This is a genomic window from Chryseobacterium sp. CCNWLW53, assembly GCF_037083525.1.
Lineage (GTDB): Bacteria > Bacteroidota > Bacteroidia > Flavobacteriales > Weeksellaceae > Chryseobacterium > Chryseobacterium lathyri.
In genome coordinates this window covers 646093-664145 of the sequence record NZ_JBAOJR010000004.1, presented here as the reverse complement: position 1 = coordinate 664145, position 18053 = coordinate 646093, and the positions used below count along the sequence as shown (strand labels likewise).

13 protein-coding genes are annotated in these 18053 nt (G+C 32.3%); 10 read left to right on the top strand and 3 right to left on the bottom strand.

Going from position 1 to position 18053, the window contains the following annotated elements; genetic code table 11:
• Positions 1–7: 7 nt before the first annotated feature.
• The 7 genes from V6R96_RS16005 to V6R96_RS15975 all read left to right on the top strand — a co-directional run bounded on the left by V6R96_RS16005 (position 8) and on the right by V6R96_RS15975 (position 11995).
• Positions 8–4423: an amino acid adenylation domain-containing protein gene (locus V6R96_RS16005; protein WP_336379159.1), complete on the top strand. Its 4416-nt coding sequence runs from the start codon at positions 8–10 to the stop codon at positions 4421–4423.
• A complete protein-coding gene (locus tag V6R96_RS16000; RefSeq protein ID WP_336389757.1) occupies positions 4423–5067 on the top strand; it encodes a 4'-phosphopantetheinyl transferase superfamily protein in 645 nt (214 codons plus the stop codon). Before V6R96_RS16005 ends, V6R96_RS16000 begins: the two co-directional genes overlap by 1 nt.
• Positions 5068–5104: 37 nt before the next feature.
• Positions 5105–7063, top strand: a complete 1959-nt coding sequence (locus V6R96_RS15995; RefSeq protein ID WP_336379161.1) for an alpha/beta fold hydrolase — start codon at positions 5105–5107, stop codon at positions 7061–7063.
• Between the two features lie 619 nt (positions 7064–7682).
• Entirely contained in the window at positions 7683–8312 is a 630-nt protein-coding gene (locus tag V6R96_RS15990; protein WP_336379162.1) for a hypothetical protein, read from the top strand.
• An 89-nt stretch (positions 8313–8401) separates the two neighbouring features.
• Positions 8402–8884: a hypothetical protein gene (locus V6R96_RS15985; protein ID WP_336379163.1), complete on the top strand. Its 483-nt coding sequence runs from the start codon at positions 8402–8404 to the stop codon at positions 8882–8884.
• Between the two features lie 344 nt (positions 8885–9228).
• Entirely contained in the window at positions 9229–9810 is a 582-nt protein-coding gene (locus V6R96_RS15980) for a hypothetical protein (RefSeq protein ID WP_336379164.1), read from the top strand.
• 385 nt (positions 9811–10195) lie between these two features.
• Positions 10196–11995, top strand: a complete 1800-nt coding sequence (locus V6R96_RS15975) for a POTRA domain-containing protein (RefSeq protein WP_336379165.1) — start codon at positions 10196–10198, stop codon at positions 11993–11995.
• A gap of 302 nt (positions 11996–12297) precedes the next feature.
• Here the strand turns inward: V6R96_RS15975 and V6R96_RS15970 are convergent, their stop codons facing one another.
• The 3 genes from V6R96_RS15970 to V6R96_RS15960 all read right to left on the bottom strand — a co-directional run bounded on the left by V6R96_RS15970 (position 12298) and on the right by V6R96_RS15960 (position 13549).
• Positions 12298–12654 (bottom strand): two-component system response regulator, encoded by a 357-nt coding sequence (locus V6R96_RS15970; RefSeq protein WP_111957502.1) that lies wholly within the window; start codon positions 12652–12654, stop codon positions 12298–12300.
• Between the two features lie 366 nt (positions 12655–13020).
• Positions 13021–13191 carry a lmo0937 family membrane protein gene (locus tag V6R96_RS15965; RefSeq protein ID WP_111957500.1) on the bottom strand — a complete coding sequence of 57 codons (171 nt, stop codon included), beginning with the start codon at positions 13189–13191 and terminating at the stop codon, positions 13021–13023.
• Between the two features lie 37 nt (positions 13192–13228).
• A complete protein-coding gene (locus tag V6R96_RS15960; RefSeq protein WP_111957498.1) occupies positions 13229–13549 on the bottom strand; it encodes a hypothetical protein in 321 nt (106 codons plus the stop codon).
• 462 nt (positions 13550–14011) lie between these two features.
• Here V6R96_RS15960 and V6R96_RS15955 point away from each other — a divergent pair, with 462 nt between their 5' ends.
• The 3 genes from V6R96_RS15955 to V6R96_RS15945 all read left to right on the top strand — a co-directional run bounded on the left by V6R96_RS15955 (position 14012) and on the right by V6R96_RS15945 (position 18050).
• Positions 14012–15394: a tetratricopeptide repeat protein gene (locus tag V6R96_RS15955; RefSeq protein WP_336379166.1), complete on the top strand. Its 1383-nt coding sequence runs from the start codon at positions 14012–14014 to the stop codon at positions 15392–15394.
• 412 nt (positions 15395–15806) lie between these two features.
• On the top strand, positions 15807–16271 hold the full coding sequence (locus tag V6R96_RS15950) for a hypothetical protein (protein WP_336389756.1): 465 nt from the start codon (positions 15807–15809) through the stop codon (positions 16269–16271).
• Positions 16272–16619: 348 nt separating this feature from the next.
• Positions 16620–18050, top strand: a complete 1431-nt coding sequence (locus tag V6R96_RS15945) for a hypothetical protein (RefSeq protein WP_336379168.1) — start codon at positions 16620–16622, stop codon at positions 18048–18050.
• Positions 18051–18053: the final 3 nt, after the last annotated feature.

Genomic DNA, 18053 nt, shown 5'->3' with positions numbered 1-18053 from the left:
CTGAACAATGAAACTCACACTTCCACAACAAGATATTTATTTTGAACAACTTTTATTTGCTGATGAGCCTATTTACAATATAGGTGCTAAAATTTCTATAGAAGGTTCTTTAAATAAAGATATGTTTGAACGAGCGTATGTTGCTTTAATTCAACAACATGATGCTTATCGATGCTTTTTGAAAGGAGATTTGAACAATACAGAAATGCTACTCACTACTGAAATCAGACCCCTTGAATATATTGACTTTTCCAATAAAGAAAGTAAAGAAGTTTTGGTATTGGAATTCATACAAAAAGAATTTAAAAAGTCTTTTGATGTTGAAAAAGACAAATTCTTATACCGATTTGTTCTCATTAAAGTAGATGAAAAATTTCATTACCTGTTTTCTGTTTACCACCATATTATTACTGATGGATGGGGTACTTCTTTAATGTTTACGCGCTTAGTAAAAAACTATAATGAGACTTTAGAAAACGGGATAGTTGTTACTGAATATCCATATTCTTATGAAAATTTTATCTCCGAAGATGAAAATTATTTCAATTCTGAGGATTTTAATGGTGACAAACAATATTGGACAGAAAAATTTAAAACACTACCTGAAAATTTATTCCAAAAACTGGATTCGTCAAAAACAAGGAATACTAGTTCTAGAAAAGAATTTATCATTAAAAGAGCCAAATATAATGAGTTGACAAAACTGGCTTTAGAAACAAAATCAAGTACATTCCATATTGTATTGGCTATATTATATGCTTATTTAGGGAAAAAATCACAAAATGAATTGGTTTCAATCGGATTACCTGTTCTAAACCGATCCGGAGCTAAATTTAAAAAGACAGTAGGTTTATTCATGGGAGTTAATCCATTATTGATTTCTATTGATGAAGAAAATACATTTTTTGAATTAGTTGAAAAGATTAAAAACCAGCTTAAACAAGACTATCGTCACCAACGATTTCCTTTAGGGCAATTGGTAAACTCTTTGGGTGTTTTTAATCAGAAAGAAAGAATATTCAATATTACATTATCTTACGAAAAACAAGATTATTCATCTCATTTTAAAGATACCATTACTAAAGTAGTACCGCTTAGTCATGAGTCGGAAAGGGTAGCATTGGCATTGTACATAAGAGAATTCGACGAGACTGAGGATGTAAAAATAGATTTTGATTATAACCTGAATTACTTTATAAAAGAAAGTATCAATAAGGTTACAAAACACTTCCAAACACTTATGGAAGAAGTTTTGAAAAGTCCTAACCGAAAAGTCAAAGATTTAAATTATCTCACGTCATCGGAGCGTGACCAGCTACTTCATGAGTTCAATGATACTAAGGTAGATTATCTGAGTGATGAGACGATAGTTGAGTTATTTGAGCAGCAGGTAGAGAAGACCCCAGAGAATATTGCTTTAATAGATTCTGAAGTAAAACTAAGCTACAAGGAATTAGAAGAAAAATCAGACAGAGTAGCAAGCTATTTAGTTTCCAATTTAGGAAAGAATAAAGAGCCTGTTGGTGTATTGGTTGACCGTTCGGCAGAGCTTATCGTGTTACTCTTAGGTATTCTAAAATCAGGAAAATGCTATATTCCGATTGACCCGATGCTTCCAAAAGAAAGGATTGAGTATATTATCGATCATAGCCAAGCTTCTGTTATCATTACTGAAGAAATGTTTTTACAGGAATTTAATTCAATAAAAATAGCGGATAATAAAAACAAAAGCACAGCAAATTTTATTACCAAGGACAAACTACTTCAGTTCGAAAACATTCAAGAAGTAGATATCCACAATATACCAAAACCAAGCGATACCGCTTACATTATCTATACTTCTGGTTCTACCGGAAATCCCAAAGGAGTAGAAATAGGACATCAGGCACTAACCAACTTCTTAACCAGTATCCGAAGCAAACCAAAAGTCGAACCACAAGATATCCTGTATTCCGTAACCACCTATTCTTTTGATATTTCCATTTTAGAATTTTTCACTCCTTTAATATCAGGAGCAAGCGTATTTATTGCAAGTAAAGAAACACTAAACAATACGGAACAATTAAAAGCAGAGTTAGAAAACATCAACCCAACAATTATTCAAGCGACACCAAGCTTCTATCAAATGCTCTTCAATGCAGGATGGAATGGGAATAAAGATTTGAAAATATTATGTGGAGGAGATAGTCTGAATAGATTGTTAGCAGAGAAACTCTTAAACCACTCCAAAGAAGTATGGAATATGTACGGACCAACCGAAACCACCATTTGGTCGAGTACAAAGAAAATAGAAAAACCATCGGATGCCTCCAAAATTGGAAAACCTATTAACAATACCCAAATCTATATTATTGATAAACACCATAATCTTTTACCACAAAATATAGTAGGAAGAATCTTCATTGCGGGAGACGGATTGGCAAAAGGGTATTACAAAAACGAAACGCTTACTGAAGAGAAATTCATTGACAGCCCATTTTCAACAACAGATAAAAATAATCTGAAAATGTATGAAACAGGCGACTTAGGAAAGTGGAATGAAGAAGGAGAGATAGAGTTTTTAGGCAGGAATGATTTTCAGGTCAAGGTGAGAGGCTTTAGGATTGAGTTGGGAGAAATAGAAACCAAACTACAGGAATACCCAAACATAAAACAAGCAGTAGCTGATGCTAAGGAAGTCAATGGAGAAAAAGTACTATTAGTCTACTATACCAAAGACAACGAAAGTAATATAGATAAGACCGGGTTAAGAGAATATCTACAGAGCAAATTACCTGAATATATGGTTCCTGGGTTCTTTGTAGAGTTAGAAACCATACCGCTTACACCGAATGGAAAGATAGACCGCAATGCATTACCAAGTGTAACTGGTGAGGATTTAATCAGGAGAGAATATGTAGCACCGAGGAATGAAACTGAACAGAAACTAGTAGAAATTTGGCAACAAACTCTCGGGATAGAGAAAATAGGTATCACAGATAACTTCTTTGAGCTCGGAGGGCATAGTTTGGCGGCTGGAAAAATTATGAATACTATTTCCAAAGAATTGAACAAAGAAGTATCATTAAAGCAGATCTTTCAGAATCAAACCATTGAAAGTTTAGTAAAAGTTTTTAATGATGATTCTAAAGAAAAAACGATTATTACTAAAGCAAGAGAAAAAGAATTTTATGCATTGACTCCTGATCAAATGAATATCTGGTTGGCTGGGCAAAAAGAAGAATTATCTAATGCATACAATATGTATTCTGTTTTTGAAGTTGAAGGAAGTTTTGATAACCTTTTACTCGAAAAATACATTAAAAAAATCATTCAAGAACATGAAATAGTAAGAACCAATTTTATAGAAAAAGAAGGAGAAATATTTCAATTAATCAAAAAAGAATTCGGTTTTGAAATAGATTCTATAGATACATCAGAAGCCAATTTTGTCTCTGTAATTGAAAATTATGTTTTCCAAAGTTTTAATTTAGAAAGAGATTTACTTCTTAAAACAGCGATCATAAACTGTAATGAAAAAAAATATTTGGTTTTCCTTACCCATCATATTATTGTTGATGGAATGTCTTTAGAAATCATCTTGAATAGACTTATTGAACTTTATAATGGAAAAGCTATAAATGTAACGAATGGTATTCAGTTTAAGGATTATTCAGAATGGCTGTTTACTCAAAATAATCAATCAAAGGAGAATATTTGGGATATCAATGTAAAAACAAAAGTTTTAGGAAATGTCCAAGCGAACGGAACAATTAAAAATATAAATTTTCAACTATCACCAGAAGAGTATGATAAGCTTAAACAAATTTCAGAACTCAATAAAGTAACTACTTTTTCTATTGTTCTTACCCTATTAAGTACCGCACTTAATAAAATATACCAACAAAATTCCATTTGTTTAGGAACTGTTTTTAGTGGAAGAAATAATGTGCAACTGGAAGATGCAATAGGAATGTTTATTAAAACCCTGCCACTAAATTTACACATAAATGAAAATGCTAATTTTGCATCTTTGGCTAAAATAAATCAAGATTCAATAATTGCATTAGAAGAGCAAATGAATTTGCCGTTTACAGGAAATCTAAACAAAATAACCGATTTTTTAGTTATCTATCAACATTCTGACACACTATCAAAAAGTGAGGTTGACTTTGGGACATTTAAACTTAAAAAGCAAAAAGAATACTCTACCCAATATAGATTTCCGATGGTTTTCAATTTCTTTGAATCAGAAGGATTAAAATGTGAAGTTGAATATAGTGAAAGTATTGACCTTAAAATAATAGAACTCATTTGGGATAAGATATTGGTGTTGATTAATTGGGTTTTTGAAAATCCAAATCAGGCTATTATAGAAACCGAATTATTAACCGCTCAAGAACAGCAACTCAAGAGCTCCGTAGATGTTGATTTTGATTTTTAATGATAGTTTTGTATACATTTATAGACGAGCAAAAACACCAATATTTATTGCATAAGTATTCCAAAATTTGTACTGAAGAATTCAATGCAAAAATTTTAAAGTACAGAAGGTGGCAGGATGCTCAATTGTCTTTACTGGGAAGAGTACTTCTACAATATGGATTAGAAAATCATTTTGACATAAAAGATTATGAGATAGATCGAACAACAAATTATAAACCTTTTTTAAAAAATCAAGATCTACATTTTAATATATCTCACGCAGGAAATATTGTAGTTTGTGGAATCAGTAAGTTTTCTATTGGAATTGATATAGAATACATAGACCCTAAAATAAGTTACAATGATTTTAAATCTCAAATAACTATAAATGAATTTAACAAAATGCATTTTTCGGGAGATAAAGCTAGAAGTTTTTTCACTTACTGGACAGAAAAAGAAGCCGTTATAAAAGCTCATGGCAAAGGATTATTAATTCCATTACAATCATTTGAAGTTTTTCAAGGTCAAACTTTAATTGACAAAGAAAAATTTTATTTAAAAGAAATTTTTATACATCAAGAATATCAATGTTGTATAGCTTCTAACAATGATATTCGAAAGCAAAATATACAATTAGAACAAATTAATTTGAACCTATTATAAAATTAAACACATTGTAGAGGTTTTCAATCATAATAAAATGATTTCTGGTGTTCCATCTGATCATAAAAATAAATATAACCAACAGATGAAAATATTTCGTTTTTTTACACTTATATTACTGTTTTTTTGCATTGTTTTAAATGCTCAAACTAAATTGGAAAAAGTAAAGTCTTACTTTCCAGACTCAAAAGAATTAAGAAAAGATAATATAGATTGGTATCGTTTTTCAGTACCTGAAAATTGGGGAAAAGTAAATGAAAGGAAAATTTCCCTTGCAGTTGCTGTATTGAAGTCAAAAAATACTTCCAAACAAGAACCTGTTATTTTTATTCAGGGAGGACCAGGTGGAAATACCATTACTGAAACGATGTTTTGGGTGGATCATCCTTTGAGAAAAAATCATAACATTATATTGTTAGATTTAAGAGGGACAGGATTTTCAGAACCTAAACTATGCCCTGATTTGGGCAAAAAATTCTTCGAAATTCTATCTAAAAATCAATCTGAAGAACAGGATGTTAAAGATAAAGTTAAGGTTTCGCTAGAATGCAGACAAGATATGATAAATCAGGGAATCGATTTAAATTCATACAACAGTACATCGGTCGCAAATGATTTGCATGCTTTGAAAAATGTACTGAAAATTCAGAAATGGAATGTGTATGGCGTTTCCTATGGAACATATATCAGTCAGAATTATGCTAAAATTTTCCCAAATGATGTACAATCCTTAACATTAGATTCTTCTATCCCCAATATTTCAGAATATTACACCAATAACACTCAAAACTATATGTTGAGTTTAAGCAAACTCTTTAAAAGTTGTAAAGAAGATACAAAGTGTAATAAAGAATATCCTAACTTGGAAGAAGTTTATTACAATACTATTTCAGAATTAGAAAAGAAACCCATTACTGTAGAAGTAGACCAATCAATCGTTCAATCCGGAAAGTTTACTTACAATGCAGAAGATTATAAAATTGCCATACAACAGTCATTGTATGACAAGAAACTAGTTGAAGTATTACCTCTCTTGATTTATCAATTTAAAGAAAGAAATACTGCTACTTTGGCAGGATTAGTTCAGGCTTTTTCGGGAGCACTATCACTAAATTATGGGAATTACTTTTGTTTTACCTGTAATGAAGTTATTCCGTATAATAATTTACAGAAATATGATTCAATCTCATCAAAATACAAAAAACTGAATGGAGGTTTATCTTTTTATAGATCAGATTTTAGTGTTTGTAGTCAATGGAATAATACTCAAGATATACTAAAATTAAGAAATATATCATTAAAAAATGACAATCCGTTCAAAGTATTAATCCTTTCTGGAGGATTTGATCCGATTACACCAACTTATTTTGCAAACGAAACGGCTCTGAATTTCAATAATAAGGGTCTAATTGTAAACGGATATACTTATGGGCATGGTTTAGGGTATACAAAATCGGGAGCTAGCATTATTAGAAATTTTGTTGAAAGTAAACCCATAACAGATTCTTTGAAACAATACTTTAATCAGAAATATGTAGTTTTTAAAACAGGGATTACTTTAAACAAAGGGGTTGTTAAAATGACAGGAGATATAAGTTCAAAGCAATGGTATTATTTTATTCCTTTGATTATCACTTTAATGGTTGTTTTTGTAGTGTTTATAAGTACTTTATTTACAATCATTTCTAAAAAGGGAAAAATAAATGTGAATGTTTTTCTATTATTTTTAACATCTTTACTCCTAATAGCGTTTACAATTTCTTTAGGATTAGGAATTAATAGTACACTTAAGGATAATTTTTACTTATTATCCTTTGGATTACCTTCAAAATGGAATTTTGCTTTTCAGTTATATAGAGTATCATTATTCCTTTCTATAATTACTTTTGTTATTTCATTAATCAAAGTGTTCAAAAGCAATATTCCCTTATATATTATGATATTTTTGGCGATTGGAATTATGCATTTTTATTACCTTGATTGGTTTGGGCTATAGCTATATATAAAATATGAGCTTGTTTCTAATGAAATAAGATTATTAATTTTTCAAAAATTGATATAGTGTTTGTGCTTTTATAGAAATCGTTCACCCTTATGTCATAATAATATATAATACTGAGCCTGTTGTGCATTTTGAATTTTGGAGAACGTAAATTAATCTGGTATGTTTATGCCTTTCACTGTTTCAAATTCTTTAAAGAATTTTTCTAACGAATAGCGCTCGTATCTAAGTATATTATAAATTGTTGACATTGGAACATTATAACCTTCTTCTAATTTCAACTTTGAAATGGTAGAGGAAGTTATTTCACAAAGTTCAGCATATTCATTTTGTGATATAGCTTTACCTTCCTGATTACGATATACACGTAGAGATCTATTCGGCAGGATACAGATTTTGGAAAAAATCTCTGTGATGTAAACCAATTCATCCATGAGGATAGTTAGGGGTATCATCATAATAAAATTACTATTTCTTTAATGAGTTATATTTTTCGTATTTTAACATGGTAATATTCTCTTGAATTTTGCTATGTTTTCTTTTCAGCTTAAATAAAAATTTTGAAAAAATTCGGCAATCATGTGATATATTACAGAGTTTAAATACATAACAAATGATACAAAATAGCAAACTATTATTCTTCATATCCCTGTTATTATTTATTAGTGCCACTGCACAGAAAAGTAAAGCAGTTATTCCCAGTACATTTCCGGACTGGAGAAGGGACACTTTTGATTATGCAAAGCAGATTGTGCCTTCAAAAATAAAAAATGATAATACTGGAGAGCTGATTCCTGTCACGCTTAAAAATGTTTATATCACAAAAGCAGACAATGAACCGGTTGTATTGGCAATCTGCACAGTAGAGAGGGATGATAAAGAGACATCATCATTAACCTACTTTTTTATCAGCCCGGAAACAAATCAGATGGTTTCAAAGTTTAAATCTGTTCTGACTGTCAAAGGTTGTGATCTTACTATTCCTGCGTTCGTTATCAAGGACATCAATGGAGATAAAAAGGACGATTTTATATTTTTAGAATTATATAATGACAAATGTAAAGGCGAGTATTGGATAGGCTCAAATTTTCATCAGATCAAACCTGCAACGACAAAAAATGAATTGGATTATTATCTGAAACTTAGAAATGATATGAGAATCAACCGAAAAGTGACAACGGCTGAAACAGGTCAGTTACAGAAAAAATTGGAAGAAGTAGTTGCTGAGTTATTTAATCATTAATTAGTCAGAGAATTAGTTCAGGCTACGAAGAGAATATGGAGAAACCATAAGTAGTATGCGGTACCAAAAACATCATTAAAAAAAATAATATGAAAACTAAAACATTATTGGTAACGGCAGCAGTTGCAGGAGCATTACTAACAGCCACATCGTGCTCCTATTTTGAAAGTGGTAAAAACCGTGAGAAAGGAACACCAGTAGAATCATCCAAAACAGCGGTCCAAAAAATAATCGCAGCCAAAGAGGTGAATGAAGGCAAACGTTTTTCTATTACAGGCTATTTGAATTATTCCGCGGGAATGACGGTGTACGTTGACAGGCCTCAAACCGTATATGTGAATACAGCACCTGGCGATGACGGAGAAACAATTACGCCAGTAGAGATGGATTGGAAACAAGATGGGCACAACAGTGTTTTTGTTCCTGAAGATGCAGGACGTGGCTCCGATAAAACAATATTCTACGACAACGATGGCCAACCCCTAACAACGAATGATAAAGTAGAAGTTTCATTTGAAGTTGGAAAATCATCAATTTATCCTGTTGAAGTACGAATCGACAAAGTAAAATAATATGGTATGCAGGTCAATTATTTTATACTCTTATTTACGGGGCTTTTTTTAATCGGTACATACATCAATTACAGATATACTCAAAAGAGAGGGCTGGTATTCAGATATAAACCCGTTTTTTTAATTATTATAGCTGTTTTATTTGTGGTTTCTTTATATGGAATTATCTTCGGAAAACCATTTAATGAAATTCTGTCTTTTATACGGTAAAATAATGTTGTTAATTGTTGTTGAGATTTTCAGAAAATAGCTTAGGTGATATAGCCATTAAAAACCAAAAATAAATGAATAGAATTATGAACAACATTTACCTATACTTTATATTCATTTTAATTTCAGTCCCAATGAATTTATCTGCCCAAAGTATTAAGACTAAAGACAATTATACGTATCAGGTCAGGGAAGAAAACGGTGACTTAAATAATGACGGCAAAATGGATAAAATAACCGTAAAAATGGATACAGTAGACGAGACAAGACCGTTAAGATTACAAATTTTTCTGTCTCAACCCAATGGAAAATTAACTTTAGCTGTATCTTCAACTCAAATCATCGAACCGCAATATCCCGTCGAAAACCAAGGTAAATTTAATGGATATCAAATTCCCGATTTCTTTATTGAAAACGGGATTTTAAAAATGTGGAGTGAAATTAAAAGCGGGAATATTACATATGATTTCAAATATCAAAATGGTAATTTTGAATTAATTTATGTCAATAAGCTCACGAATAATGCAACCAAAGGTTATACTGATGAAAATACCATATTTACAGAAACCAAATTTGATTTGGTTACAGGGATCAGAACCGAAACTGATGAAATATCAGGTTCAGCCAAAGCATTGAAAGCAAGAAAAAAAAGAGTTTTAATAAGACCCCTGCCTAAAATACAGGATTTCAAATTTTCTGATAAAGAATTCTATTAATTAATAGTTTCCAAGCTGAATTACTGAATCATGAATCGCGTAGAGCCACCTGTGGTCGGCCAAGGTGCTATTGGTCTGGATGTTTCTCCCCGGGTCACTCCGGTCTGTGTTAATGCTTCATTGGTAGTTGGCAATCGATCATTTTACCTGCAGGTAAATATTTTTCCACAGTAAGTCAGGTATTAATTTTTAACCGTTACCTGGCAGAGTTACGTATCGCATTCATTCCGAAGCTTTTAAATCCAATAAAAATCACTCAATTAGATCATTGAAGTTTTCATCATAATTATAATGGTAATTGCCGGAAACAGAAGGTGCAACTAAATTATTATATTACCCTATATTGGCTTATTAATTGATATTAAATTTTAATTTTTAATTATTGATGAACAAATCGGTCGTAATTCTTATTTTCTTTTTAAATTGTTTTTTCTTTTTAAGTGCACAGGAAAGAAAGGATTCGCTTTATTATAAAATTGAAAACTTTTCGGATAAAAGAAAAGTTACCAAATTTATTCACCGTTTTATATTTCGTAGGGAGGCAGATTCTGCCTCTGTTAAAACAAGAACTGAGAAACTTTTACAAAAGACTCACAATGGGAAATATATCAGAAATATCAGGATAGAAACAATTGACCCTTTTGGATATGGTTCAAAAGAAAAAAAAGAAAAATCCAGATGGTATGATTGGTTCACCAATCACCTTCATGCGAATACAAGAACTTCTACTGTTAATAATTATTTACTTTTTCAGGAAGGTGAAGAATATAATGCCCAGAAACTCTACGAATCTGAACGTTTGCTAAGAGCAATGCCTTTTATAAACAGAGTGAATATTAGTGTTTCAGACAGTACTTCCAGCAAAGATTCTATTGATGTTGTGGTAAAAGTTCTCGATTCCTGGAGTCTAAAGCCGAGAGTCAGTTATTCAGGAAGTAAAATTGGCTTAGGGGTTTCCGAAGAAAATCTATTGGGATTAGGACATGAATTGAATTTGCTTTATAGAAATGATTCCAAAGAAAAGCAGGACTATCTTTTAGGAAGCTATACTGCATTTAATCTTTGGGGTTCTTATATTAATGCTCAGATATTGGGAGAACGTGATTTTTTGAAAAATGAAAGAATCAATTTCAATGTCAGAAGAGATTTTTTCTCACCCCTTACAAAATGGGCAGGTGGTTTTACTTTCGAATATTTTATGCGGAATGTTTCACTTCCAGTAGAGACAGGCACCACATTTCCGGAAGTGCAGATCAAGGTGTACAGCCAGGATTTATGGGGTGGTTATCAAATCCCTGTTTCATCTGATTCAAATGAAAAAGTCGACAGTAATATTGCATTGATAGGAAGATTCCAGAATTATCAATATAAAGACAGTCCGGGAATTGACCAATATCAATATTTTAGCTCTTACAGCAGTTTTCTGATGTCTGCCGGATTTATTCACAGAAACTTTTCAGTTCAGAAGAATATTTTTCAATATAATTTGCCGGAAGATATTGCCTATGGCAATTCAATGAATCTTACTGCCGGAGTTTTATCAAGAAGTAATGAGGTGAAGCCTTACGTGGGAGTTTCTGCATCGTATGGTAATTTTATAAAGATCGGTTATTTCAATGTGAAAGCTCAGTTTGGAAGGTTTTTTAATGAAGACAGTCAAAACCGTGAGTCTTTTCGTTTAGATGGAACTTATTTTACTAATCTTATGGATTGGAAATTTGCCAAAGCAAGACATTTCTTTTCTCCAACTTTAGCATTAGGAAATCCGCAGCACAATTATTCTTATAAAGACAGAATTAATCTTTCCTCTGCAGATGAATTTCCTGTTTATAATTCAGATTATATAGGAACAAAAAAATTAGTTTTGAGATATCAGCTTCAGCTTTTTATTAATAAAACCTGGAAGAATTTTCATTTCAGTCCTTATCTGACTGCTGCAGTCGGGTGGTTGGGTATGCCTGATGATAAATTATTAAAAACAAAAAGTAACACTAAAATAGGAATTGGTGTTTTGATAAATAATCCATATTTGGTTTTCAATAGAATTCAAATATCTTTTACGTACTATCCCCGTGTTCCTTTCGATAATAATTCTATTTTTGATTTTAACAGCAACCGGAACAATGTGTTGCCAGTGAATGACTTAGGGACAGAAATCCCACACTTTGTGAATTTCGGAAATTAATGGTGTTATTTTATATAGGAGCTTCAATACCACATACAGCTATACAAAACTTGGAGATGTTGACAATCCGACCGAATTTGCTGCTACATTGGGTAACAGAAATGTTGTCGTGAAGTTTGAGAATAATTAAAATCAAATATTGAAAAGGGTCGTGAACAAACGAACGAAAATGTTTGAAACTACCCATAGAAGCATTAAGGTAAATAAATCCTAATTTGGGAACTAATATCGGCAATTTGTAAATTTTCTTTCTATCTTGCGACACACAACCAATTTTTTAACCAGGTTGAGTATGGACCTGATTAAGAATTTTTTTTAACCACTTCTATCATGTGATCAATATCAAATGGTTTTTCAATATAGTCATCTGCTTTGCATTCTTTTGCTTTCTCGGGTAAATCATGAGCCGTAGAAGTCAGGACAGCTGATATATCTTCTGTTTCCGGCACAGATTTTAATTCTTCGATGACCTCTGATCCCTTTTTATTTCCTTTGATATAATCATCTACAATAACGACGTCAGGTTCAATCTCGTCGATTTTTTCAATCGGTTCAGTTGTTAATGATGAAGTAACATCAAAACCTTCTTCTTTCAACACTTGATCCATTATATCCAAGATGGCTTCATTATCTTGAACAAGGACAACTTTTTTTGTCATAATAACTAGTATATTCTGTAAATATAAGGAAAAGAATAATTGAATATCTATTGGTGAAATATAAAGAGAATTTATAATTTTAGTAAGGCCATTTACAGCTGCAATAACCCAAGTATGATGACCTACCTTAAAAAGTGATTTATTGCGAATAGTGGTTGGATTCCAAATGTTTACGAAAATATTCAATGCGTTGAAAACCGTCACATTGGATGTGAAATCCGGGCATTCTCATGTTTTTATTTTAGGCTCAAAAACTGAATTGGATGGGTGAGATTATTCTCTGAAGTAAAACGAAGGATTCCCTGTGTTGAGAACAAATAAAAAAGGATGCCAAGTAGCATCCTTTTATTGGTTGTTTCCTGATATTTAATTCAGGGGCTTTCGTCCTGTAAATAAATTGATCAAAATAACAATAACAGCAATAACCAGAAGAGTATGAATTAAACTTCCGGTGTCCATACCAGGGATAATCCCCAGCATTCCTAATAGCCATACAACGATGCAGATTACTGCAACAAGCCATAATAAATTTCTCATAATACTATTTTTTGTGGTTGGTAATAGGGGTGAAGCTTTAATGATGCCTTACCCCTTTATGATGGTAAGTAACATTCTTGTTTGCCGTTTGTTGTTTTAAATGAGTGTTCCCATTCATTGTACCGTAAAAGGTGTTTGATTTAGGAAAGTGGTCATCTAATTCAGGAGTCTCAAAATGAAACTCTTTACCATTCTTAAACAATTTGTTGTCATAAGTGCGGTAAATTTCATTTTCTTTATAAGTATTTCCGTCGGGGGCAAGAAATACCTCTTTCTTTTTGTTTTTTTTTCGCAGACCCATATAAAGTAAAGAACTTCCTGCCGCCAGGGCTAACGCTATTTTTACTGTATTGTTCATAGGATATTTTTATTGATATGATTACAAATTTTCTGCCATCGGAAGAAATGTGGTATCTTTTATAGAAGATCCTTTTTTCTTGTCCTCTGGAGCCATCCATTTCGGACCCTGGTCACTACGTTGCCGGCTACAGAGATTGTATATCTAATGCTGTCTATTGGTAACGGTTACTTTTAAAATTAAAATTTTCTGTTTTAATGTGTTGAAAATGTTTCTTTAATTATCTATTCTGAATATTAGGCGTGTACTTCGTAGAATACAATAATATAACAGTCATATTTTTAAATTATCGTTATTTATATGGAATAATGGTTAAATTTTATTAATTTTAGTAAGTACTGATTGTGACTGTTAAATCTTGCTCAGAATAACTTGCTTATCAGATGTGTTATCTAAAAATATATGTACCGTTTTATATTGCCCTTTTTTTTGCTCCTGTCCTGTGTATTTTATACTCAGCAGTTGTCCCCGTCCGAAATAGATCAGTTACAGAAAGATAAGTACTATCAATATTTTCAGGAAGAAAAGTTCTATGAAGGTATAGAGTTCAGTAAAAAAACAATTAAGCTGTCAGAGAAAATTAATTATGCTAAAGGAAAAGCACGGGGATATATTTATATTGCGGGTTTTCTGCATTCTCTAGGAAAATATGATGAAGTGCTACAATATCTGCAAAAAGCAGAAGATCTGACTTCCGAATACGGAGATGACCCAGCTTTATTATCATCATTATTTACATGGTACGGAAAAAACTATTATGCATTAGGCTTCACTGAAAAGTCAAATGAAAATTATAATAAGGCATTAAAAGAGGCATTTAAATTAAAGGACAAAAAGCAGAAACAAAAACAGCTCCATTTTATTTACGGAAATAAGGCTGTTAATTTTGAATTGCTGCAGGATAAAGATTCAACGTACTATTATATCCATAAAGCATATACAATTTCTCCTAGAGTAGTGGAAGCCACTAATCTTACCGATTATTTTATCACTCAAAGAAAAAATGAAGATTCCGCAAAATTTTACTTGGATAAAGCTGAAAGTCTTTTAAAAAAATCTACGGAAACTTTTGATTATTTGGTGTTTAATTATATGTCGGGTCGATATTATAAGTATAAAGGTGAGTACAGTAAAGCCTTGGCGTTTTATGAGAATTCCCTCGAAGCATCCATGAGAATGAAGAGACCTAAAAATGTGATGAAGAATTATAAAGACATAGCTGAAATATATAGTTCCCAAAATAACGTTTATAAAGCCAATGAGTATTTACTGAAATACACAAAACTAAGAGATAGTTTAGCTGAAAATAATATAATAGCCATACAGGCTACTGAAAAAAAGTTTATTAATGATGAAAAGAAACAGAATCAAAATTCAAACATGAAGCTGTATTATCTTTTAGGGGGACTATTTTTAGGCGTTATTATTATAATCAGTGTGCTAAGTTTTTCACACTACATGAAAAATAAGAAAAAAGACTTTTTACTTACAAAAAATACAGCAGCTATTTTACAGCAAGATCAACAGGTAAGAGCGCTTAAGAAGAAAGTAAATGAAAGTTTTGAAGAAGTTATACAGCTGGCAAAGGAAAACAGCCCGGAATTCTGGGGCCGCTTTCAGGAGGTATATCCCGAATTTCGCGAAAGAATATTGATCATTAATCCTAATTTAAAAACGTCGGAGCTCATCCTATGTGCCTATATTTACCTGGGATTTAATACGAAAGATATTGCCCAATATACTTTTAAGGCTGTACAGACGATAAAAAATAATAAATATAATCTTAGAAAAAGGCTGAATGTTCCTCAGCAGGAAGATATTACACTATGGATGAGAATCATTTAGGTAAGGCCTAATTTCAGCACAAATTTACCAATCAATCTTTTAATGGAAAAGGATAGATTTTCTATTATAAAAAAATTAAAGATATTCACTGCATAAAACCAATTTGAGTGATTAAGTAGCTGTTATTGTTGTATTTAGCATAAAAGGTACCTCGTTGGTACCTTATTTTTTTTGTTTTCAACTCTGACTTCTCTTGCTTTGTGGTTTGAATTTTAAAATTCTTTATTAACACAAAAACTTAAAACACGATGAAAAAGGATGCATATTTCTACTTTAAAATGATATTGTACAACGAGCAGCTAGACATTGGGCCTAAGCAATCGACTACAATTCATCTTTAATAATTGCGGTTTAAACACGCCATTATTACTCATGTCTTTAAGAATTATTAATCAATGGTACTTAATTTAGCATGTTAGCAAAACAACACAAAAAAAGAAAAAAGAAAAATCTTATTATATATTATTTATTGATCGGGAGTGCTGTCACAATGATTCCATTAGTTTACAGGATGCTATTGGCTTCAAGTAAAAAGAAAAAAAATACACAAGCTTTATTATCGGAGCAGAAAACCAGTGAAGCATTTGATGGAATAATGTATCTGGCTAAGAACAACAGCCCTGAATTTTGGGGACACTTTCAGGAAAAATATCCGGATTTTCAGAAAAAGTTATTAGAAATCAATTCTAACCTTAAAGTTTCTGAGCTTATTTTAAGCGCTTATATCTATTTGGGATTTAATACAAAAGATATTGCGGAGTATACCTTTAAAGCTGTCCAGACCGTAAAAAATAACAAATACAATTTAAGAAAAAGACTTTCCGTACCTGCAAAAGATGATATGGTTGTATGGTTCCGGAATAATTTAGGTAATTAATTAACGTTTTGATTTACAGGTTGTTAAAAATTGAAGTACTCTGTTGGTACCTCGGGTTTTTGTTTCTGATAGAATATTTTTATTGATTTGTAAGCGAAAACAAATGATAAAATATTCGGAAGCTTATTTAGAAATTACGTTATAAAATTTTATACTTATTTCTATACAATTTTGGCAGCCTTATAAAAACACAACACAAATGATGAAAAATACTGTAACCCTTCCTATACCTTTTCTATACAGGTATAATAATCTAAATTACCAATAAGTTGAGATCGGAAGTGAATTATCACTTTTCCTTCTTCTCGCTTTTTGATTAAACAGACATTCTAAAAACAAAACAACACAATGAAAAAAAATGTAATTTCTGCAGGAATTTTCCTGATTTCAACTTTCTCATTTGCTCAGGTTGGCATAAATACTTCTACTCCTAATCCTGATGCAGCATTAGATATCGTTTCAGCTAACAAAGGACTTCTGCCTCCAAGGCTAGCATTAGTTTCCACAGTTTCTCCGGCTCCTCTATCAGTTCACGTAGCGGGAATGGTAGCCTATAACACAGCAACAGTAAATGATGTGATTCCGGCATTATATTATGATGACGGGACAAGATGGGTATTGGCAAAAAACTCAGGAAACACAACCAATGTATTGAGCTCAACGGGCAATACGATTACTTCCACCGTGAACGGAGTTGCAGCGAGTACTACGGCTGTAAATACTGTAAGCAACACCTCTTCAGGGAACGTCTTATCTACAACGGTCAATGGAGTGACGGGGGCTACTGTTCCTATAATTAACACTAATGCATTGGCATTATCCGGGAGCAGCTTAACAAGCACGGTAAATGGAATTGCAAGCAATACGGTTAATCTGGGTCCTGCTATTACGGCAGCTACTACAAACCTGTTAAGCAGCTCAGGTAACACGATGACCTCAACGGTCAACGGGATTGCACGTACAGCACCTATCATCAACAGTGTGACCAACACCATTTCAGGAAATACACTGACTACTACGGTAAACGGGATTTCTTCAAGCTCCGTTACCTTTCCGCAGGGAGTTAATATTTATAATTCTGATGGGACTCTTACGGGTGACAGAATGGTTTCAACCAATAACAAAATGCTGTGGTTTCAAAATGGAACTACCAATACAAACAATCATATAGCGTTTGATATTAATGTAGCTGTCCCGGGCAGCACAAGGCTGATTACAAGAGGAAGCAGTAGCTCCTTGATCAGAGCTTTGATTGGCTCCAGCCGAATGTTGGATATGGAGCTTTTAACGGATGGGACTTCGAGGTTATTATCTACCGGAAGCACGGAATTATTCGTAGGGACCAACACTTCTTCCGGGCCCTTGGTTTTTGGAGTGGGAACCAACAGAGCTATCCTGGCAACCAACGGGAATTTCGGGATAGGAACAATGAGCCCTTCGCAAAAGCTGCATGTTATTGGTAACATTTTAGCCTCGGGAACAATAACCCCTGATTATGTGTTTGAAAAGCATTTTGACGGATTATCAAAGCTAAAGCCATCTTATACAATGATGGACCTGGATCAGGTGGAAGAATATACACGCCTTAATAAGCATTTACCTGGAGTTCCTTCTGCCTCTGAAATAGAAGCTCAGGGTGGAATTGTACTCAACAGAGCTGCGGAAATAAACCTGGAAAAAATAGAAGAACTGTATTTGTATGTTTTTGAATTAAAGAAAGAAATAAAAACTTTAAAAGAAAAAAATATGCAGTTGGAAAAATTTATTAATAAAAATTAATGA

What these genes read in the sequence shown, in the direction of transcription:
- V6R96_RS16005 (WP_336379159.1), top strand. Translation starts at nt 8, where the DNA reads ATGAAACTCACACTTCCACAACAAGATATTTATTTTGAACAACTTTTA.
- V6R96_RS15995 (WP_336379161.1), top strand. Translation starts at nt 5,105, where the DNA reads ATGATTTCTGGTGTTCCATCTGATCATAAAAATAAATATAACCAACAG.
- V6R96_RS15950 (WP_336389756.1), top strand. Translation starts at nt 15,807, where the DNA reads ATGTTAGCAAAACAACACAAAAAAAGAAAAAAGAAAAATCTTATTATA.
- V6R96_RS15985 (WP_336379163.1), top strand. Translation starts at nt 8,402, where the DNA reads ATGAAAACTAAAACATTATTGGTAACGGCAGCAGTTGCAGGAGCATTA.
- V6R96_RS15945 (WP_336379168.1), top strand. Translation starts at nt 16,620, where the DNA reads ATGAAAAAAAATGTAATTTCTGCAGGAATTTTCCTGATTTCAACTTTC.
- V6R96_RS15980 (WP_336379164.1), top strand. Translation starts at nt 9,229, where the DNA reads ATGAATTTATCTGCCCAAAGTATTAAGACTAAAGACAATTATACGTAT.
- V6R96_RS15960 (WP_111957498.1), bottom strand. Translation starts at nt 13,549, where the DNA reads ATGAACAATACAGTAAAAATAGCGTTAGCCCTGGCGGCAGGAAGTTCT.
- V6R96_RS15965 (WP_111957500.1), bottom strand. Translation starts at nt 13,191, where the DNA reads ATGAGAAATTTATTATGGCTTGTTGCAGTAATCTGCATCGTTGTATGG.
- V6R96_RS15970 (WP_111957502.1), bottom strand. Translation starts at nt 12,654, where the DNA reads ATGACAAAAAAAGTTGTCCTTGTTCAAGATAATGAAGCCATCTTGGAT.
- V6R96_RS15975 (WP_336379165.1), top strand. Translation starts at nt 10,196, where the DNA reads ATGAACAAATCGGTCGTAATTCTTATTTTCTTTTTAAATTGTTTTTTC.
- V6R96_RS15990 (WP_336379162.1), top strand. Translation starts at nt 7,683, where the DNA reads ATGATACAAAATAGCAAACTATTATTCTTCATATCCCTGTTATTATTT.
- V6R96_RS16000 (WP_336389757.1), top strand. Translation starts at nt 4,423, where the DNA reads ATGATAGTTTTGTATACATTTATAGACGAGCAAAAACACCAATATTTA.